Source organism: Streptomyces sp. PA03-5A, from assembly GCF_033792725.1.
Lineage (GTDB): Bacteria > Actinomycetota > Actinomycetes > Streptomycetales > Streptomycetaceae > Actinacidiphila.
On the sequence record NZ_JARAVL010000021.1, the window covers coordinates 20,563 to 38,829 of the forward strand.

The 18,267-nt window shown below is 72.6% G+C and carries 16 protein-coding genes and 2 tRNA genes; 5 read left to right on the forward strand and 13 right to left on the reverse strand.

Translation table 11 applies throughout. The features are described 5' to 3' along the window. The first annotated feature begins 79 nt into the window (after positions 1-79). Complete coding sequence (locus PV410_RS25400; protein WP_499513853.1) at positions 80-490, forward strand: Fur family transcriptional regulator; 411 nt, start codon at positions 80-82, stop codon at positions 488-490. On the opposite strand, the gene PV410_RS25405 is transcribed toward PV410_RS25400, so the two are convergent. The 5 genes from PV410_RS25405 to PV410_RS25425 form a co-directional block, all read right to left on the reverse strand. Beyond that, positions 460-1,719 carry a hypothetical protein gene (locus PV410_RS25405; protein WP_500327914.1) on the reverse strand — a complete coding sequence of 420 codons (1,260 nt, stop codon included), beginning with the start codon at positions 1,717-1,719 and terminating at the stop codon, positions 460-462. The genes PV410_RS25400 and PV410_RS25405 overlap by 31 nt on opposite strands. 205 nt (positions 1,720-1,924) lie before the next feature. Then, positions 1,925-1,998 (reverse strand) — tRNA-Met (locus PV410_RS25410). 51 nt (positions 1,999-2,049) lie between these two features. Continuing rightward, complete coding sequence (locus tag PV410_RS25415; RefSeq protein WP_500328044.1) at positions 2,050-3,774, reverse strand: tetratricopeptide repeat protein; 1,725 nt, start codon at positions 3,772-3,774, stop codon at positions 2,050-2,052. A 338-nt stretch (positions 3,775-4,112) separates the two neighbouring features. Beyond that, positions 4,113-4,186: transfer RNA gene (locus tag PV410_RS25420), tRNA-Met, on the reverse strand. A 39-nt stretch (positions 4,187-4,225) separates the two neighbouring features. Next, positions 4,226-7,087 (reverse strand): UPF0182 family membrane protein, encoded by a 2,862-nt coding sequence (locus tag PV410_RS25425; RefSeq protein WP_500328045.1) that lies wholly within the window; start codon positions 7,085-7,087, stop codon positions 4,226-4,228. 146 nt (positions 7,088-7,233) lie between these two features. Here PV410_RS25425 and PV410_RS25430 point away from each other — a divergent pair, with 146 nt between their 5' ends. Next, entirely contained in the window at positions 7,234-7,788 is a 555-nt protein-coding gene (locus tag PV410_RS25430) for a PPA1309 family protein (protein WP_499513849.1), read from the forward strand. 57 nt (positions 7,789-7,845) lie between these two features. Here PV410_RS25430 and PV410_RS25435 read toward each other — a convergent pair whose 3' ends face one another. The 4 genes from PV410_RS25435 to PV410_RS25450 all read right to left on the reverse strand — a co-directional run bounded on the left by PV410_RS25435 (position 7,846) and on the right by PV410_RS25450 (position 10,892). Next, complete coding sequence (locus PV410_RS25435; RefSeq protein WP_500327915.1) at positions 7,846-8,913, reverse strand: YlbL family protein; 1,068 nt, start codon at positions 8,911-8,913, stop codon at positions 7,846-7,848. A gap of 44 nt (positions 8,914-8,957) precedes the next feature. Beyond that, entirely contained in the window at positions 8,958-9,125 is a 168-nt protein-coding gene (locus PV410_RS25440) for a hypothetical protein (RefSeq protein WP_500327916.1), read from the reverse strand. A gap of 145 nt (positions 9,126-9,270) precedes the next feature. Then, entirely contained in the window at positions 9,271-9,729 is a 459-nt protein-coding gene (locus PV410_RS25445; protein ID WP_500327918.1) for a molybdenum cofactor biosynthesis protein MoaE, read from the reverse strand. Positions 9,730-9,788: 59 nt separating this feature from the next. Then, a complete protein-coding gene (locus PV410_RS25450) occupies positions 9,789-10,892 on the reverse strand; it encodes an SDR family oxidoreductase (RefSeq protein WP_500327920.1) in 1,104 nt (367 codons plus the stop codon). Between the two features lie 128 nt (positions 10,893-11,020). Here PV410_RS25450 and PV410_RS25455 point away from each other — a divergent pair, with 128 nt between their 5' ends. Beyond that, entirely contained in the window at positions 11,021-12,475 is a 1,455-nt protein-coding gene (locus tag PV410_RS25455; RefSeq protein WP_500327922.1) for a zinc-dependent metalloprotease, read from the forward strand. Then, positions 12,472-12,999, forward strand: coding sequence for an NUDIX hydrolase (locus tag PV410_RS25460; RefSeq protein ID WP_500327924.1), 528 nt, complete (start codon positions 12,472-12,474; stop codon positions 12,997-12,999). Before PV410_RS25455 ends, PV410_RS25460 begins: the two co-directional genes overlap by 4 nt. A gap of 33 nt (positions 13,000-13,032) precedes the next feature. Here the strand turns inward: PV410_RS25460 and PV410_RS25465 are convergent, their stop codons facing one another. The 4 genes from PV410_RS25465 to PV410_RS25480 form a co-directional block, all read right to left on the reverse strand. Further along, entirely contained in the window at positions 13,033-13,794 is a 762-nt protein-coding gene (locus tag PV410_RS25465) for an AIM24 family protein (protein ID WP_500327925.1), read from the reverse strand. Between the two features lie 16 nt (positions 13,795-13,810). Continuing rightward, entirely contained in the window at positions 13,811-14,494 is a 684-nt protein-coding gene (locus PV410_RS25470) for an AIM24 family protein (protein WP_326572541.1), read from the reverse strand. A gap of 12 nt (positions 14,495-14,506) precedes the next feature. After that, on the reverse strand, positions 14,507-16,210 hold the full coding sequence (locus PV410_RS25475) for a TerD family protein (RefSeq protein ID WP_500327927.1): 1,704 nt from the start codon (positions 16,208-16,210) through the stop codon (positions 14,507-14,509). Positions 16,211-16,297: 87 nt separating this feature from the next. Further along, on the reverse strand, positions 16,298-16,873 hold the full coding sequence (locus PV410_RS25480) for a M48 metallopeptidase family protein (RefSeq protein ID WP_500327928.1): 576 nt from the start codon (positions 16,871-16,873) through the stop codon (positions 16,298-16,300). 216 nt (positions 16,874-17,089) lie between these two features. Here PV410_RS25480 and PV410_RS25485 point away from each other — a divergent pair, with 216 nt between their 5' ends. Beyond that, positions 17,090-18,211 (forward strand): TOMM precursor leader peptide-binding protein, encoded by a 1,122-nt coding sequence (locus tag PV410_RS25485; RefSeq protein ID WP_500327930.1) that lies wholly within the window; start codon positions 17,090-17,092, stop codon positions 18,209-18,211. Positions 18,212-18,267 lie beyond the last annotated feature (56 nt).

Sequence of the window (18,267 nt, forward strand, 5' to 3'; positions counted from 1 at the left end):
AGAGCCCCAAACTCGTACCCGGTCGGAACACGGACTGTCACTGTTAAGCTGTTGCCATCCCACTGATAGGTGAAATGGAATGAGTGACCTGCTGGAACGACTGCGCGGCCGCGGATGGCGCATGACCGCGCAGCGGCGCGTCGTGGCCGAGGTCCTGGACGGCGACCACGTCCACCTGACCGCCGACGAGGTGCACGCCCGCGCGGCGGCGCGACTGCCCGAGATCTCCCGCGCGACCGTCTACAACACCCTGGGCGAACTGGTGTCGCTCGGCGAGGTCATAGAGGTCGCCACCGACGGCCGCGCCAAGCGCTACGACCCCAACGCCCACCGCCCGCACCAGCACCTGGTGTGCTCCAGCTGCGGCACCGTCCGGGACGTCCACCCGCACGGCAACCCGCTGGCGGACCTGCCCGACGCGGAGCGTTTCGGGTTCACCGTCTCCCAGGTCGAGGTCACCTACCGGGGCCTGTGCCCCGCCTGCGCCTGACGCTGCGCGGCCCGCCGCACACGTTCCGCGGCCTTGCGCACCCCCGGCTCCGGCCGGGTGCGGCCCACCCACACCGTCTCCACCGGCACCTGGCCGGCGACCTTGGAGAGCGCCTCGAAGGCCTCCCTGGCCACCCCGGGGTCCGGATCCACGGCCAACGGCGCCAGCTGCCGCAGCAGCCCCTCCCGCGGGACGAGCCGTCCCGCCGCGCGCACCGCGGCACGGCGCACCACGGGCGGCCACGGAGTGCGCACCTCACGGGCCAGCCGCAGCAGCAGCGGCGCGTCCGAGGCGTCCCCGCACTCCCCCAGCCCCGTCACCAGCCCGGCCACCAGCCGCGGCGGGCTCTGCGGGCCGCAGCGCAACAGCTGCCTACGGTACGCCAGCGCCGGGGGCTCTCCCCTGCTGTACAGCCGCCAGCGGGCCTGGGCGCGGACGATCCGCGCCGGGTCGGCCAGCGGCGCGGTCAGCCGGGCCGCCGGCACGTCGTCCGGCAGCGCCGCGACCGCCAGCTCCCGCACGGCCGCCGAGCGGGCCCACAGCAGCCGCCCCGCCTGGTCCGGGTCCATCTGCAGCAGCCGCTCGGCGCACAGTCTGCGGCACACCTGGTCCGGGTCGCGCAGCGCCGTGCGCACCAGGTCCCCGCGGACGAACTCGCCGAGTTCCAGGGCCAGCTCGACCCCGAAGCGCCGGGTCAGCGGGTCCGTGTCGGCGGCCAGCGCACGCACCGCCCGCCGGGCCTCGGGCGCCGCCAGCACCCCGCGGTACGCCTCGGGGGTGTGCCTCGCCCGGCTCCGTCCGCGCAGCCTCAGCAGCAGCCGTACGGCCGCGGCGGCCTCGTCCGGGGCGGTACGGCGCAGCAGCGCCTCCAGCGCCCGGTCGCGGACCTGGTCGACCCAGTCCGCCGTCCGCAGCGCGAGGGCGGAGGCCACCAGCGGCCCGCCGTGCACCGCCAGCTCCTCCACGGCGGCCTGCCGGATGCGGCCGTCCCGGTCCATCGCGGCCAGCAACAGGCGCAGCGGTTCACTCTCGCCGGGCGCCGGGGGCGTGCCCTCCTGCACCCGGGCGGCACGGTCCAGCAGCAGCCACAGCCGGGGCGGCGCCGCGGCCAGCGCCTTGAGGGCCGCCGCCCGGTCGTAGGCGGCCTCCTCGTCGTCGGCGGCGCTGCGCAGCTCGCGCAGCAGGCCCTCCACCTCCGCGGCCGCGCACAGCCGACCCCACCGCGTCACATCCCTGAGTTCCGTCGGCCGCCGCTTACGCCGCCTGCGCAGCAACCCCGCCTCCTCGCGCCGCCTGAGGGCCTGTCCTCAGGATCGCGCGCCGGCGCCGGCGGGCCCAGGATCGTCGGCACCCTTTTGCCCGAACCATGCCTGGCCTGTACCCAACGCATACGAGAAGGGCCCGGAAGCCATGGCTTCCGGGCCCTCTCTTCAGTAGCGGGGACAGGATTTGAACCTGCGACCTCTGGGTTATGAGCCCAGCGAGCTACCGAGCTGCTCCACCCCGCGTCGTTGTGTCTTTAGACTACCCTCCCGGCGCTGAGCAGCGCAAATCGCTTCTCACGCGGACAGCTCGTGCTCCAGGGCGTCGGTCAGCCGGGCGGCCCGCTCGGCCACCTCGGCGGGGCCGCACTCCACCGCGCGGGCGCACCACGCCTGGGCGTCCGCGAGCTGTCCGTGCCGTGCGGCCAGCAGCGCCAGCCGCAGCGCGGCGCGTCCGTGGCCCGCGTCCGCGGCACGCGTCCACCACAGGGCGGCCTCCGGCTCCGCGCCCTCGCGGGCGAGGAGCAGCCCGAGGTTGAAGGCACCGTTGCGGCTGCCGCCCTCGGCGGCCTCCCGGTACCAGTGGGCGGCGTCCACGACGTCCCCGCGCTTGGCGGCGCACATGCCGAGCCGCACCTGGGCACGGCGGTGCCCCTGGCCTGCGGCGCGGGCGTACCACTCCTCGGCCTCGCCCTCGGCCTCCTGCGTGCCCTGCCCGTCCAGCAGCGCGCCGAGCCGGAAGGCGCCCTCCGGGCTGCCGCCGCCCGCCGCGCAGCGCAGGTGGCGCTCGGCGCCGTGCGCGTCGCCCTCCTTCTGCAAGGCGATGGCCACCTGGAGCGCGGCCTCGCCGTGGCCGCTGGCCGCGGCGCGCTCGTACCAGCGCCGCGCGGTGGCGTCGTCGCCCCGCCCGGCGTACAGGATGCCGAGGTTGAAGGCGGCGTCGACGCTGCCCGCCTCCGCCGCCTTGGAGAACCAGGGCTCGGCGCCCGCCGCGTCGCCGCGCTGCAGCAGGAGCACGGCGAGCGCGTTGGCCGCCTCGCGGTGCCCGGTGTAGGCGGCCTTGCGGTACCACTGCTCGGCCTGGGCCGTGCGGCCCTGACCGGCGCAGAGCAGACCGAGGTTGAAGGCGCCGTTGATGTCCCCCGCCTCGAGCGCGGCCCGGTACCACCGCTCGGCGGTCTGGGTCTCGCCCTCCTGGGCGTGCAGCGCGCCCAGGGCGTTCGCGGCGTTGCCGTCGCCGGCGTTGGCGGCACGCCGCCACCAGGTGGCGGCCCCGTCGACGTCGCCGGCGTCGCGCAGCAGGAAGCCGAGGGCGCAGGCGGCGCGCGGCTCCCCGTCGCGGGCGGCGGTCAGGTACCAGCGCTTGGCCTCCTCGAACTCGCCGCGCTCCTCCAGGAGCGTGCCGAGGCGCAGGGCGGCCCTGCGGTGCCGGCGGGCGGCGGCCTGCCGGTACCACTGCTCGGCCTCGCGCTCCTCGCCGCGCTCGGCGCAGATGCCGGCGAGCCGGTAGGCGGCCTCGCGGTGGCCGTGCTCGGCGGCGGCGTGGAACCAGCGCTCGGCGCCGACGTCACGCCGGTGGTCCAGGAGGTCGGCCAGCGCGTACGCGCCCAGGGTGTGCCCGGACTCGGCGGCCTGGCGCAGCCAGTACTCGGCGCCGGGCTCGTCGCCGCGCTCGCGGAAGTGCCGGCCGAGCGCGTGCGCGGCCGCGGCGGAACCGGCGACCGCCGCGATGCGCCACCATGCGGCGGCCTCGTCGGCGTAGCCGCGCTGGTGCAGCAGCAGGCCCAGGTTGTTGGCGGCCGGGCGGTCCCCTCCGGCGGCGGCGCCGCGCAGATGGGGCTCGGCGCCCTCGAGGTCGCCGCGGCGCAGCAGCAGGGTGCCCAGGACGCTCATGGCCCCGATGTCGCCGTGCTCGGCGGCCCGCCGGTGGCGCGCCTCGAGTTCGGCCTCCTCGCGGGCCTCCAGGGTCTCCTCGTCCGGGAGGTCGGACTCGATGAGGCGCTCCTCGTCGAGACCGCCCATCCGCGGAGCGGGCAGCAGGTCGGCGACGGCCGGCACCAGCGCGGCCCCGGCCGCGGGCACGGTCGTCCGCCCCGTGGACCCGGGATCCCGGATCTGACGAGTCTTCAGCAGCCTTGCACCATCCCCCATGAGGTCCATCGTCGCATCACCCGTACCCGCAGTACACCTGGTATGCGGCAAACCTGCAGAGTTCAGCCGATCCCAGTTGGTCACTTCGTAGGTCACTACAGCGTTTTGTCGACTTCCCGACATGATGCCAACCGAAACCTCTGCGGTACCAGTTCCCCCCTACAAGTGAAAGGGCCCGGAGTCTATTGACTCCGGGCCCTCTCCAACAGTAGCGGGGACAGGATTTGAACCTGCGACCTCTGGGTTATGAGCCCAGCGAGCTACCGAGCTGCTCCACCCCGCGTCGGTGGAACAACAGTACCACGACGCGGGGTGGGCCCCGTCAGCCCTGCCTGCCCGCCTGCTGCTCGGCCTCCTGGGCCCGCTTCAGCGCGTCGGCGAGATCCTTCTGCGCCTGGCCGTACGCGCCCCAGTCGCCCTCCTTGAGCGCCTTCTGGCCCGCGTCGTACGCCTGCTGGGCGTCCTCCAGGGCCTGGGCGACCGTCGGATTGCCGGAGGCCGGCGGCTGGGTGCCCCCGCCCGTCTCCGGTGGCGTCTCGGGCGTGCCGCCGTCCGAGCCGAACACCGCGTCGAGCGCCTGCGCGAGCGTGTCCTCGAACTCGGTCTGGCCGCCGTAGCTCACCAGCACCTTCTTCAGCAGCGGGTAGTTGGTGCCCGCGCCGCGGACGTAGACCGGCTCGACGTACAGCAGCCCGCCGTCGAGGGGCACGGTCAGCAGGTTGCCGTACTCGACCTCCGAGTCACCGCCCTTGAGCAGCCTGATCTTCTCCGCCACGTCGGGGTCGGAGTTGAACTGGCTCTGCACCTGCTGCGGTCCGGACACCGTGGTGTTCGACGGCAGCTTCAGCACCCTGATCGCGCCGTACTCCGGACTCTTCGCGTCCGCGTCGACCGCCATGAAGGCGCTGAGGTTCTCGCGCTTGTTCGGCGTGAAGGTCGTCGTGAGCGAGAACGCCTGGTCGTTCTGGCCGGGCATCTTCAGGCTCAGGTAGTACGGCGGCACCGACTTGCCGGTCTTGGCGGCGGGGTCGTTGGGCACCGCCCACACCTCACTGCCGCTGTAGAAGGTCGACGCCTTGGTGACGTGGTAGCGCGTCAGCAGCTCGCGCTGCACCTTGAACAGGTCCTGCGGGTAGCGCAGATGCGCCATCAGCGCGTCGTCGATCGCCGTCTTGGGCTCGACCGTGTCCGGGAAGGCCTTCATCCAGGTCTTCAGCACCGGGTCCTCGGTGTCCCACTGGTAGAGCGTGACCTTGCCGCTGTACGCGTCGACGGTCGCCTTCACCGAGTTGCGGATGTAGTTGACCTGGTTCTGCTGCGCCAGCACGGCGCGCTGCCCGTCGGTCAGCGAGTCCGCGGTGGTGTCGCCCAGCGTCGTGCGCGACGAGTACGGGTAGCCGTTGCTCGTCGTGTAGGCGTCGACGATCCACACGATCCGGCCGTCGACGACCGCCGGGTAGGAGTCGCCGTCGATCGTCAGCCAGGGCGCGACCGCCTCGACCCGCTCCTTGGGCATGCGGTTGTACAGGATCTGCGAGTCGTCGCCGACGGCGCCGGAGTAGAAGATCTGCGGCTCCCCGAAGGACACCGCGTAGGCGAGCCTGGTCACCGGGTTCTTCAGGCCGACGCCGCTCTTGGCGGTGTACGTGTACGGCTTCTCGCCGCTGTCGTCGGTGTAGTCGATCTCCGGCGTGGTCTTGTCGCCGACGATCGACCACTGCTTGGTCTGCTCGCCGTAGTAGATCCGCTGCTGGTACGTCCCGAGGTCGCCCTTGGTCGGCAGGTTGTACTCAGTGAAGTCCGGCTCGCCGCTGGCGGTCGTGGTGGTGCCCTTGGCCGCCACCATGCCGTAGCCGTGCGTGTACTTGAAGTGGTCGTTGATCCAGCTGTGCTGCGGGATGCCCTCGAGGTTCAGCTCCCGCAGGCCCACCACGGTGTCCTGCTCCTTGCCGTCGATCGTGTAGCGGTCGACGTCGAGCGTGGACGGGAACGCGTAGTAGCCGCGCACCTTCTGCAGCTGCTGGTAGGTCGGCGAGACCACGTTCGGGTCCAGCAGGCGGATGGACGCCGCCGTGTCGGCGTCGCTGCGCAGCTTCTCCTTGCCGTCACCGCTAGTGCCCGAGTAGTCCGTCACGTCGGCGTGGTCGATGCCGTACGCCTCACGCGTGGCGTCGATGTTCTTCTGGATGTACGGCTGCTCCTTGGCGGCCTCGTTCGGCTGCACCTGGAACTTCTGCACGATCGCCGGGTACAGGCCGCCGATCAGGATCGCCGACAGCACCATCAGGCCGAAGCCGATCAGCGGCAGCGACCAGGTGCGCCGCCACAGGGTGGCGAAGAACAGCAGCGCGCAGATGATGGCGATGGCGAACAGGATCGTCTTGGCCGGCAGGTAGGCGTTGGCGTCCACGTAGCGCAGGCCCGTCCAGTCGCCCGACCTGAGGTTGCCGGACTTCACCGCCAGCGAGTAGCGGTCCAGCCAGTACGCGACGGCCTTCAAGGTGACGAACAGGCCCAGCAGCACCGACAGGTGCCCGGTCGCCGCCGCCGTCGCCCGGCCGCCCGGGGAGGTGAGCCGCAGGCCCCCGTACAGGTAGTGCACCAGCGCCGCCGCCAGCAGCGACAGCACGACCGCCGCGAAGCCGAAGCTCAGCAGGAAGCGGTACCAGGGCAGGTCGAAGGCGTAGAAGGAGATGTCCACGTGGAACTGCGGGTCCTTGGTGCCGAACGACGTGGAGTTCGTCCACAGCAGCCATGTGCGCCACTGGCTGGAGGCGGAGGCTCCGGCGATCAGCCCCACGAGCGCGCAGACGGTGAGCAGCACCCACTTCTTGTAGGGGGCGATGCCCATCCGGTAGCGGTCGAGGCTCTGCTGCTCCATCGACATCGCGCTGAGCGGCGGCCGGAGCCGGTGCGCGAGGTACACGTTGACGCCGACGGCCGCGGCCATCAGCAGACCGAAGACGAAGAACAGGCCGATCTTGGTCCACAGGGTGGTGGTGAAGACCGAGGAATAGTGGACGGAGCGGTACCAGAGCCAGTCGGTCCAGAAACCCGAGAACATGACGAAGGCCATGGCCAGCACGGCCAGGACGCCCAGGGTCATGAGCAGTGTCCGGGCTCGCCGCGACGGGCGGCCCACTCTGATCCGCGGCCCGTGCGGACCCCCGCCGCGGTCCGGCATCTGGAATACCAAGGTGCGCACCTCGAAGTGTCGGTCTCCGTCGGACGCCCTACCGGCGCCCACTGATGCAACTTACTCAGCGTTTACTCAGTTCCCCAAGGCTCCCGATTGGGGATGCGGGTCACAGAACAGGCAGGATGATGAGCATGTCCAACAACACGTCCGAGGGTGCGCCGCTCACCGCGAACCCGCTCACCCGTGCCGTCCTGGAAATCGACGACTACGCGTCCGGCCTCGGCTGGGACCAGCCCGCCCGGCTCTTCGCCCTCGTCGACACCGCGGCGCTGCGCGTACAGGAGCCCAAGCTGGCCGAGGAACTCGGCCTCGGAGACGGGGCGGCCGCGGGGCTGACCCCGATCGAGCAGGACGAGCTGCCGCCGGGCGCCGCGCTGGACGAGTTCCTGGCCACCATCGCCTGGCCCGGTGTCGTCAGCGGCTGCGCGCTCACCGTCGAGCGGCTGATGCTGCCGCCGTCCGCGGAGGAGTCCATCCCGCAGGGGCTGGACGACGCCGCGCTGGCCCGCTGGGTCGCCGGGCACCCTGACCGCCAGGAGGTCCGCATGACGGTGGGCGTGCTGCGGGACGGGTCCCGGGAGTCGGCGGTGCGGCTGCGCGAGAAGGACTCCCCCACCGAGGTGCTGACCGGTTCCGCGCTGGTGCCGGGGCTGGCCGACGCCCTGGCGGCGACCTTCGAGGAGTGACGCGGACGGCCCCGGGAGTTCCCCGGGGCCGTCGGGCCGTACGGATGCGTCCGTCGCTCAGCCCTTCGTGCAGGAGGGCAGGGCCGACGTCTTGCCGTCGCGGATGTCCTTGAGCGCGTCCAGGGCGTCGTCGATGGTCTTCACCTTGACCAGGGTGAGGCCGCTCGGGGTGTCGGTCGCCGCCTCCGCGCAGTTGTCGGCGGGGGTCAGGAAGTACTCGGCGCCCTTCTGCCGCGCGCCGATGGTCTTCATGTCTATGCCGCCGATGGGACCGACCTTGCCCTCGTCGTCGATCGTGCCGGTGCCCGCGACGAACTTGCCGCCGGTGAGGTCCTCCGGGGTGAGCTTGTCGACGATGCCCAGCGCGAACATCAGGCCGGCGCTCGGGCCGCCGACGTCCGCCAGCTTGATGTCGATCTTGAACGGGAAGGTGTGCTCGACGCCGGCCTGGATGCCCACGACCGCCCGGGCCTCGCCGTCGTCGTCCGACTTCGCCGTGGTGATGGTCACGTCCTGGGTGGCGTCGCCCTTGGCGCCCTTGGGCACGACGGTGAAGACCACCTTCTGCCCCGGCTGGTGCTTGGTGACCAGCGATGCGACGTCGCCCGCCGCCTTGACCGGCTCGCCGTCCACGGCCTTGATCACGTCTCCGGCGTGCAGCTCGCCCTCGGCCGGGGCGCCCTTGACCACGGCGGAGACGATCACCCGGGAGCCGACGGGTATGCCGAGCTCCTCGAGCGCCGCGACCTTCGCGCTGTCCTGGGACTGCGTGAACTCCTCGGCGTTCTCCTGGTCGGCCTCCTCGGCCGTCTGCCCCTTGGGGTAGAGCGTGTCGTGCTCGACGACCTTCTGGTCGTGCGCCAGCCAGCCGACGACCGCCTCCACCAGGTTCATCGAGTAGTCCGCGCTCGTCACCCGCACCGTGGTCATGTTGAGGTGACCGCTGGTCGGGTACGTCTTGTGCCCCGAGATCTGCAGCACCGGATCCCCGCCGTGCGACCCGAGCGTGTTCACCGTCGGACCCGGCGACATCTCCGCGTACGGCACGGGCCACAGGAGCGCGACACACAGCAGCGCTATCAGGGTCAGGGTCGATGCGAGCAGCGTCGCGGTGCGGCGTGGCATGGAACGACAGTACGGTACGGAACCCGCAGCCGCCCCGTGGGGCCTCAGGCCGGGCCGCCCGATCCGGTGCGCTGCATGGCCTCGCGGAAACGCTCGTAGTCGGCGAGCGAGGCGCCGTCCCCGGTGGACCGCGTACGCGCCGCCCAGCCTCCCCAGACGGCCGCGGCGATCGCGGCGACCAGCGGGATGAGCAACCATGCGAGCGCTGCCACTTCGGCCTCCTGGACGCGCATGCCGATCAAGAACTATGAGCAGACTAATCTTCTGCTGCTACAACGTTCAGAGCGGGTGGCAGGTTACGCAACCGCAGGTGGGCCACTCAGTGGCGAGGCGGGCGGCGACCGCCCTCCCCGCGGGTCAGTGGGCGCAGGCGCCGACCCACTCCTCGGTGCCGTCGGCGAAGGCCTGGTGCTTCCAGATCGGGACCTCGCGCTTGAGGTCGTCGATGAGCCGCCGGCAGGCGGCGAAGGCCTCGGCCCGGTGCGGGCAGGAGACGGCGACGACGACCGCGAGGTCGCCGACGCGCAGGTCGCCCACCCGGTGGACGGCGGCCAGTGCCTTGACCGGGAAGTCCGCGACGACCTTCTCCGCGACCCGGCGCAGTTCGGCCTCCGCGCCCGGGTGAGCCGAGTAGCCGAGCCCGGTCACCTCCGCGTCCGACGGGCCGTCGTGGTCACGGACCATGCCGACGAACAGCGCGGTGCCCCCGGCGGAATCGTGCCCCACGGCGCGGAAGACCTCGTCCACGGACAGCTCCGTGTCCCGGACCGCGATGAGCCGGACGGGTTCGTCGTGCGTCTGTGCCATGCCGCTCATGCTGCCCCATCACCCGCCATGCGGAAACCCCCTTCCGGAGCGAGTTCGCGCGGCGACGCTCAGACACCGCGGCGCTTGCGCGCCCTCCGCACCATCGCCGCCGTGCCGACCAGGGCGACCGTCGCGCCGGCCGCACCGAGCGTGGCCGCGTCCTTGCGGCCCAGGCGCCGCCCGACGACGGAGTTGCGGCCGGAGACCTCCTCCAGCAGGACGGCCAGCACCTCCTCGTTGGTCCACTTCGGCCGCCAGCCCGACTCGTGCAGCCTGCTGCCGCTGACCACCCACGGGTGCATCGTGTACGCCAGGTCCCCCGCCGGGGAGGGGGTGAGCCCCAGCCGGTGCAGCCGGGAGGCCGCGCCGAGCGCCACCGCGGGCGGCAGCTCCATGCGGCGGATGCCCGAGAGCTCCTCGACCTCCTCCTGCTCCAGCCAGCCGTCGCAGCCCACGGTCATCTCGCCGTCCACCTTCTCCAGCGCCGCGTGCTCCAGCGCCGTCACCAGGTCCTCCACGTGGCAGAACTGCCAGCAGGGGCGGCTGCCGCCCACCACCAGCAGCCGCGGCGACTCGAAGTAGCGGGTCAGCGCGGTGTCGGTGCCGCCGACCAGCACGGCCGGACGCAGGACGGTCACGTTGAGTCCGGGGTGCGCGCGGGGGGCGCGCTTGCCCAGCCGCTCGATCTCCAGCAGGTCGCCCACGAAGGACGCCTCCGCGGTCGCGCGCAGCGGGGCGTCCTCGGCGAGCGGGACGTCGTTGTCCGGGTGGGCGCCGTAGACCATGGCCGAGGTGCACAGCACCACGCGCGGCACGCCGGCGGCGGCCGCCGCGGTGAGCACCGTCTGGGTACCGCGCACGTTGAAGGCGCTGCGCGCCTTGGGGTCGGACTCCAGGTCCAGGTCGAGCGCGAGGTGGACGACGACGTCCACGCCGCGCAGCCGCTCGGCGATCGCCGGGTCCCGAACGTCGAGCACCGCCCACTGGGCACCGGGGACGTCGCCGCGGCGCTCGTCGATCGCCACGACCTTCTTGACCTGGTCGGATTCGGCCAGCCGCAGGGCCAGCAGCAGGCCGACACCGGAGGCGGCGCCGGTGACGGCGACCACAGGTCCGGCGGGGGCCCTGCCGCCGCTCCGCTCTGGGCGAACGGTCGGTTCTGGGGAACTCACCAGGTGTCTCCCACGGTTGTCTCTGGTACCGGGTGCGCGGTCCGCAACCGCGGTCCGTACGCAGCCATCCTGCCTGACGGGTGTCTAGGCTGGAGGTACAGCCCACAACACACAGAGCCGAGGAAACCGTGAGCGACATCCCATTCGGATTCGGAGTCCCTCCCGAGGAGCCCGAGGAAGGGGACGACGGCAAGAAGTCCGGCGGTTCCGGCGGCGGCTCCCGGGGACCGGCCAATCCCTTCGGCTACGGCGGCGGGAGTCCCTTCGGCGGCGGCGCCGGCGGGGACAACCCGTTCGCCGCCATGTTCGGTTCGCTGAACCCCAACGACCTGGGCGCGGCCTTCCAGCAGCTGGGTCAGATGCTCTCGTACGAGGGCGGCCCGGTGAACTGGGACATGGCCAAGGACATCGCCCGGCAGACGGTGGCCCAGGGCACCCCGGAGGGCTCGAAGGACGTCAGCGTGGGTCCCGCGGACCGGGCGAAGGTCCAGGAGTCGCTGCGGCTGGCGGACCTGTGGCTCGACGGGGTGACGTCGATGCCCTCCGGCGCCGGCTCGGCCGTGGCGTGGAGCCGGGCCGAATGGGTCGAGGCGACCCTGCCCGTGTGGAAGGAGCTGGTCGACCCGGTCGCCGAGCGCGTCGGGACGGCGATGGGCGACGTGCTGCCCGAGGAGATGCAGGCCATGGCGGGCCCGCTGCTCGGCATGATGCGCTCCATGGGCGGCGCCATGTTCGGCACGCAGATCGGGCAGGCGCTGGGCACGCTCGCCGGTGAGGTCGTGGGCTCGACCGACATCGGCCTGCCGCTCGGCCCGGCCGGCAAGGCCGCGCTGCTCCCCGCCAACGTGGAGGCCTTCGGCGAGGGCCTGAGCGTGCCGCAGGACGAGGTCCGGCTCTACCTGGCGCTCCGCGAGGCGGCGCACCAGCGGCTGTTCGCCCACGTGCCGTGGCTGCGGGCACACCTGTTCGGCGCCGTCGAGGGGTACGCCCGCGGTATCAAGGTGGACACCGCGAAGCTGGAGGACGCGGTCGGCCAGCTCGACCCGTCGAACCCCGAGGCGCTCCAGGACGCCCTGCAGCAGGGCATGTTCCAGCCCGAGGACACCCCGGCGCAGAAGGCGGCGCTGGCCCGTCTGGAGACGGCCCTGGCCCTCGTCGAGGGCTGGGTGGACGCGGTCGTGCACGCGGCCGCCGCCCCGCACCTGCCGTCGGCCGGGGCGCTGCGCGAGACGCTGCGCCGGCGCCGGGCGAGCGGTGGCCCCGCGGAGCAGACCTTCGCCACGCTGATCGGCCTGGAGCTGCGACCCCGCCGGCTGCGGGACGCCTCCCGGCTGTGGGCCTCGCTCACCGACGCGCGCGGCGTCGACGGACGCGACGGGCTGTGGGCCCACCCCGACATGCTGCCGACCGCCGCCGACCTGGACGACCCCGACGGCTTCGTCCACCACGAGCAGCTGGACTTCTCCGAGCTGGACAAGATCCTCGGCGAGGCCGCGGGCGGCCACGGGAAGGACGTCCGGCGCAACGAGGACGAGCACGAGCACGACGGCACCGACGAGGGCAAGGACGACGACGAGAAGTGAGCCTGCACGACGACGCCGTACGCGTCCTGAAGGACTGGTCCGCGCCCGACACGGGGCAGGAGCGGCTCCGGGAGACCTACCTGGCCCACCTGGAGGCGCACCCGGACGGCATGTGGAAGGCCTGCGCCGCGGGACACGTCACGGGCAGCGCCCTGGTGGTGGACCCCGAGCGCGGACGGGTGCTGCTGACCCTGCACAAGAAGCTCGGCATGTGGCTGCAGATGGGCGGGCACTGCGAGCCGGAGGACACCTCGCTGGCCGGGGCCGCGCTGCGTGAGGGCGTCGAGGAGTCGGGCATCCGCGGACTCACCCTGCTGCGTCCCGGGCCGGTCAACCTCGACCGGCACCTGACGCCGTGCGCCTGGCACCTCGACGTGCAGTACGCCGCCGTCGCACCGCCCGGCGCGGTGGAGGAGATCAGCGAGGAGTCGCTGGACCTGAAGTGGTTCTCCTACGACGAGGTCGCCGACGTCGCGGACGGTTCCGTCCGGACGCTGCTGGCCCGCACCCGCGCGCTGCTCTGAGGCGGCGCGCGGGGCGGGACCGGCCGCGGGAGCTCAGCGGTTGCTGAAGATGTTGCCCTGGTTCATCCCGTGCGCGCCCTGCTGGCCGAAGCCGTACTGGGCGGCGGCGCCACCGCCGAGCTGGGCGTTCTGCGGCGGCATCAGTTCGCTGGGCTGCACCAGGACGTGGCCCTGGCCGAGGAAGTTGAGCTCCCAGCCCTCGCCGGTGTTGCCGCGCCGCCGCCAGACGCCTGAGGAACTGGTCTGCGCCTGCATCTGCACCCGGAGCGAGGACGACCAGGCGACGACCGCGTCGGAGTCGGCCGAGACGTACTTGTCCGGGGTGACCGGCATCAGCAGCGGCTTGCCCGAGGTCATCAGCGCGACCTTGCCGTGCCCCGAGATGTTGAGGTTGTAGGCGCCGCTGCCGGAGATGCCGAACTGGCTGTCGACGGAGATGACCTCCCAGTGCAGCCCGGAGTCGAGCGCCAGCACATAGGCGCCGTCCACGGTCAGGCCCTCCTGGTCCACGTCGACGACGTGGATGTGCTGGGCCAGGTTGGCGAGGTAGACCGTGCCCTGCCCGGAGCAGCGCATCAGCTCCAGGCCCTCCCCGGTGCGGTAGCGGGCGGTGCGCTGGGCGTGGCTCTGGTACTCGCCGTCGAACTCGATCAGGCCCTGGTACGCGACCATGGCGCCCTTGCGGGCCAGGCAGTCGGTGCGGCCGTCGAGCTTGACCCTCAGCAGGTACGGGTTCTGGAGTGCGTACTGGTCCTCGGTCTGGACCTCGGTGTAGCCGAAAAGCGGGCTCTGCATGGTGTCTCGCTCCCCCTCAGCCCCGGACTCGGAGGCGGTCGGTGCTGTCCTCACTGGGCTGTACGACGACGAAGCCCTGGCCGGAGAAGCCGATCTGGAAGGCCTCGCCGCTGCCGCGCCCGATGAGGGCCGACGCCTTGAAGCTGCGCTTCGCCTTCGTCTTCAGCCCGCTCGACCAGGCCACGAGGGCGTCCGGGTCGACGTAGGTCTCGTCCTCGCCGCGGCCGCAGTCGACCACGACCGGGGTGCCGCGCGAGGTGATGGCCACCCAGCCGGTGCCCGAGATCCCGACGTTGAACAGACCCTGGCCGGCGAACTTGGCCAGGCCCTTCACCCGCTCCACGCCCCATTGGAGGTGGGCGTCGAAGGCGAGCAGATTGCTGCCGTTGACCGACAGCGCCTCGTTGTTGAGGTAGACGCAGACGACGTCGGCGCCGTAGTCGGCGAGGTAGAGCAGTCCGTCGCCGGAGCACTTCATGATCGGTGCCCCCTCGCCGGTGAGCCACTGCGAGGCCATCTGGCGGACGGCGGGCGGGTTGGGCTCGTACTGGACGAAGCCCTCGTAGGCGACCATCGAACCGGTGCGCGCGAAGAGGTCCTGGCCGCTCTGCATGGCCACCTTCAGCATGCTGCTGCCGTGGTTCTCCATGCGGGCGGTGACCGGTGCCGGGGCGTACCCGGAGATCAGTGACTGGTCCATGACGGGCTCCCCTCAGACCTCGTACGGCTGGACGATGATGAAGTTGCCAGGGGCGCCCCGGAACTGCAGGTTCACGGTCTCCCCGCTGTGTCCCGGGTAGGCGTTCCTGCGCAGCCGCACCTGGCTGGAGAGCACCACCTGCGAGGCCGCCGACCAGGCGACGATCGCGTTGCTGTCGGCGTAGGTGGTCGGGGTGACCGGCAGCACCACCGGGGTGCCGTGGGTCTTGACCACGACGGTGCCCGTGCCCTGGAACTGCATGGTGAACAGGGCGCCGCCGGGGATGCCGTGACCCTCGATGCGACGCACCTCGTGCTGGAGGGACTCGTCGAAGGCGAGCACGTTCTCGGCGGAGACGCAGATGGCGTCGCCCTGGAGCTCGATGGGGTGCAGGTAGGACGCGTCCTCGGCGAAGAAGACCTGGCCGCGGCCGGTGCAGCGCATCAGCTGCATCTCCTGGCCGGTCATGTTGCCGACGATGCGGCCGGTGAACCCGGCGCCCTTGTAGCCGAATTCGACCTTGCCCTGGTAGAGCACCATGCTGCCCTGACGGGCGAGCACGGGCTGGCCGCCGGCCTGCGAGAGGTCGGCGCGCATCAGCTTCGGGTTCTGCTGGGTCCAGCGCTGGCCGGTGGGCAGCTCGCGGTACTTCTGCATCGCGGCCGCCAGACCGGCGCCCGGGGCCTGCGGGACCTGGCCGGCGTGCGGGGCCTGCGGCGGCTGGCCGAACGCGGGCTGGCCGGGCATGCCCTGACCCGGCATCGGCTGACCGGGGACGGGCTGACCGTAGGAGGGCTGACCGTACGGGGACTGGCCCGGTGCGGGCTGGCCGTACGGGGGCTGGCCCGGTGCGGGCTGGCCGTACGGGGGCTGGCCGTAGGGCGGCTGACCCGGCATCTGGCCGGGGACCTGGCCCGGAGGCGCCTGCGGCGGCGGGACCTGGCCGAACGGTGGCTGGCCCGGGGGCGCCTGCGGCGGGGCCTGCGTCGGCGTGGTCATCGGCGCCACCATGGTGGGGGCGGCGTGCACGGGGGCCGGAGCCGGTGCGGGCGGAGCGCCGAAGGCCGGGGCGGGCTGGGGCGGGGCGGGCGGCGCGGAGGCCGCCGGGGGCGCGAACCCGGGGGCGGCACCCGCCGGGGGCGCGAAGCCCGGTGCCGCGGCGGGCTGCTGCGGCGCGGCCTGCTGCTCCTCGGCGACCTCGCCGCCGAAGTTCTTCAGCAGGGCGTCGAGCCCGCCGTCGAAGCCCTGGCCGACGGCGGCGAAGCGCCAGACGTCCTTGAGGTAGAAGTCGGCGAGCATGACCGCGCGCTCGGTGCTGAACTCGGCGCCCGTGAAGGCGTAGCGGGCGACCTCCTCGCCCCCGGCGACGATCCTGACGTAGCCCGGGCCGATCTGCGACATCTGCCCGGCGCCGTCGATCGTCGCGGTGAAGCTCAGCTTCTGGATCTGCGCGGGGATCCGGTCCAGCGTCACACGGAAGGACTCGGTGTCCCCGGCCTGCGCCCCCAGCTGCTGGATCGCCTCCTCGGGCGACTTGGGCTGGTTGAAGAAGATGAAGTAGCGGTCGTCGGACAGCTGTTCCTCGGCGTCGAGCCCGAAGCAGCTGATGTCGAAGCCGAGACCGGGACCGCTGATCTGCACGCCGATGTACAGATCCGTCCCTGCGGTCAGGTCACTGATCTTGGCCTTGTGGCCGCGCTGGAATTCCCTGGCCATCGCTAAGGACCGTCCCCCCATCCGTACGTACGTACTTGCTGCGTTGCGCCAGGCTAACCGCTGGCCGTGACAGGGGCTATTCCCCCGTTATTCCTCGCGTGCCGTGGGCGGGTGGGGCAGCCGGGCCGCGGCGGCGACGCCCTCGAGGTACCCGCGCGCACGTTCAGTGCGCGGGTAGGACTCCAGCAGCTTCCAGAAGTCCGGCCCGTGACCGGGCACCAGGAGGTGGGCGAGCTCGTGGAGGAGCACGTAGTCGACGACGTACTCGGGCATGCCCTGGAGGCGGTGGGACAGGCGGATGCTGCCCTCGGCCGGTGTGCACGAGCCCCAGCGGGAGTTCTGGTTGGTGACCCAGCGCACGGTCCGCGGCATGGCGCGGCCGCCGAGGTACTGCGCGGACAGCTGCGCGGCGCGGGCGGCCAGCCCGTCGTCGCCGATCCTGCGGCGGCTCTCCTGGGCGGCGAGCTTGTCCAGCATGACCGTCACCCAGCGCTTCTCCTCGGCGACGGACATCCGGGCGGGGATGAGGACCACGGTGACGTCGCCCTCGCGGTACGCCGACACCGTCCGGCGTCGACGGGCGCTTCGGCGCACTTCGACCGCGCTGGTCCGAGGGGCGCGCGGGGGCTGGCCGGAAAGGCTCTGGGCGGGGTCGGCGGACACGCCCCGACGTTACCCGCACCGGGTCCGGGAAGTCCCGCCCGCGGGGGTGCTCGGTGAGAAAGGAGAGCAGAGAGATACCGGGCCGTAGTCATATCGAATGATCATTTGCATCGCCTGTGGATAACTTTCACGGCCCGTGCGGGGATATCGGGCATGCTGGCCCGACACGGAATCGGAACGATCTCTCGATCGGGAACTCTGCCCACGGGGGTGGCGATGCGTCCCATGCTCAAGCCGGCGATGCGCCGCAGTTGGCGCAGCCGGGAAAGCCTGCAATTCGGCGTCGACCCGGCGCACGCGGTGGTCCTGGACCCGGTGGACGGTGCGGCCGCCGCCTTCCTCGACCTGCTCGACGGCACGCGCGGACTCGGTCCGCTCGCCCGCGATGCCGAATCGCTGGGGCTGCGGCCCCCGCAGGCGCGGCGGCTGCTCGGATTGCTGGCCGAGGGCGGTGTGCTCGACGACGCGACGGCGCACGCCGAGCTGTCCGAGACGATACGGCACCACTCGGCCGCGCTGGACCGGCTCCGCCCCGACCTGGCGGCGCTGTCCGTGGTGCACTCCGACCCCGGTGGTGCGGCGGACCGGATGGGCCGGCGGCGGGCGGCCCGCGTACGGGTGGCCGGGGCGGGCCGGGTCGGCGCGACCATCGCGGCGGTCCTCTCCGCGGCGGGGGTCGGCCGGGTCGACGTGCGCGACGGGGGCCGGGTCGAGCCCTGGGACACCGCGCCGGGCGGCATCCCCGCCGAACACATCGGCGAGCGCCGGGACGCGGCGGCGCGAGGTCTGGTGCGCAGGGCGGCGCCCGATCCGCGGGCGGCGGCGGTGGGCCGCCGGGGGCCGTCCGCCGCGCCCGAGCCCGGATTGTCACTGGTGGTGGTCGCGCCGCGCGACGGCCTGGCCGCCTACGCCCCTGACGCCCAGGAGGCCGAACCGCTGATGGCCGCCGGGATCCCCCATCTGTACGCGGGGGTGCTGGAAGGCCGGGGCGTGGTGGGTCCCCTGGTGGTGCCGGGGAGCACGGGGTGTGCGGGATGTCTGGGACTGCGGATGGCGGATGCCGACGCGGCCTGGCCCAGGGTGCTGGCGCAGCTGAGGTCCGGGCGGAGCGGGGTCCCCGCCTGCGACGTCGCGCTGGCCACCACGGTCGCGGGGCTCGCCGCGGCGCACGCCCTGGCCTTCGTCGACGGCGGCCGGCCGCCGAGCTGCGGGGGGCGCGTCGAGATGGGCCTCGCCCGGCTGACCGCGGAGGTGCGGCCGGTGCCGGGTGACCGCAGATGCGGCTGCGGTGCGCACGCCGCGGGTGCCGGTGCGGCGGACGACGCCGGAGGTTTGTGACACGGCCGGTGCCATGGTCCGGGAGGGGCGGGGGACAATGACGACGTGACCGATCG